We start from the raw sequence: 1,438 nt of genomic DNA, 5'->3' as shown, positions 1-1,438 counted from the left end.
ATTGCACTTAGTAATAACTGGTTGAAAGAACAGGGTTTGATATCTCTGAGAGATATCTGGATTTCACTTCGCTACGGTTAACGAAACGCCCAGTGCGGACCCGCTTGCTTGGGTGTTGTGGGAGCTGGGGGTTAGAAACCCCTGGCTACCCGATTATGTCTGATTCATCGGCTAAAAGCATTCCAATAAATTCGCTTTTAACTGAATTCAAATTATCAATCCTTGCCTTATCCCAATGATCACTTAGTTCTTCTCTGTAATGAATTGATCGATCATTGATGGAAATAAAGAATTCATCTATTCGTAGTAGTTGGCCCCAATAGACTGGAAACGGAGTGCTAGTTATTGGCTCGAAAGATAATTTTGAAAGTTTGATTTTTATTTGAGCATTGATCGAATCACTTTTAACAATAGATTTGATACATGACTTTGGTTCAGTAGATAAATCTATTTCGATGTTTGGTGTTTTATCCTCAATAATACTCTTTAACCAATTCCGTTGAGAGTAAGCTAAATAGGCTGAGGGGGGTTGGTCAAATATCAATAGTATATACCTGGCATTTTCCCTGTGCTTCCCTTGAAGTTCTTCTGGGAAAAGACAAAGCCTCAATATGTCTTTAATAATTCTACCATTGTTTTGTGTTTTTGCTGGGCTTGTCTTTTTTCCGCCAAAAAAGCTTTTTGCCTCAATCCAATTGTTTTTTTTTAATCCGTATTGTTCTAAATGGCTAACAGCAGGAACAGTACCTTCAGAATCAAAAAATAAATCTACTCGATAAATCGTACCTTTGCGACGCTGCCCTGGATATGGTTTTTCAACAGCAACATGATTATATGCAAAAGGTACCGATCTGCAAGCAAGCTCCATTTGAATCCCTGTTACCATATAATTGACAATCAGTGCTTCGACATTACCTTTTTGCTCATAACTGGATAGTAATAATTCCGGAAGCTTCAGAAATGCATTTTCAATAAGCATTGTTTTGATTATTTGAGTTTAGAGACATAACTAGTTAATATATAGTTTCTATATAACTACCAATATAAATTACCAACAAGTCAAATTAAAAAAAATATTGAAATTATAGAACTGGTTAACATTCAAAATATAATGATATACAGAAACAGGATACCCCCCAGGCTGCCCAATTCGTCGTTTCTATTATTTTTGGCGAGCGCTTTATTACTTATATCAGCAATTTTCATAATATCAAAGTGTTTTTTAACTTCCTTGATATTATTTTACGCACAGAGTTGATTAGCATTTAAATCTATAATCTAAAGTACGAAGGTTTCTAACCAGGATAAGAAGCATTATTTCCCAGGTCTCATGAGTTATCCCCTAGGTCGGGAAGGATATCCCCTAGGTCGGGAAGGATATCCCCTAGGTCGGGAAGGATATCCCCTAGGTCGGGAAGGTTATCCCCTAGGTCGGGAA

The 1,438-nt window shown here is 36.7% G+C and carries 1 protein-coding gene; it reads right to left on the bottom strand.

The features are described 5' to 3' along the window. Positions 1-145: 145 nt before the first annotated feature. Positions 146-979 (bottom strand): hypothetical protein, encoded by an 834-nt coding sequence (locus SVZ03_01100; protein MDY6932801.1) that lies wholly within the window; start codon positions 977-979, stop codon positions 146-148. Positions 980-1,438: the final 459 nt, after the last annotated feature.

Source organism: Spirochaetota bacterium (assembly GCA_034190085.1).
GTDB lineage: Bacteria > Spirochaetota > UBA4802 > UBA4802 > JAFGDQ01 > JAXHTS01.
This window is presented reverse-complemented; position numbering and strand designations above follow the sequence as displayed.

Excerpts from the sequence above, each read along its gene's own strand:
- SVZ03_01100 (MDY6932801.1), bottom strand. The coding sequence starts at position 979 with ATGCTTATTGAAAATGCATTTCTGAAGCTTCCGGAATTATTACTATCC.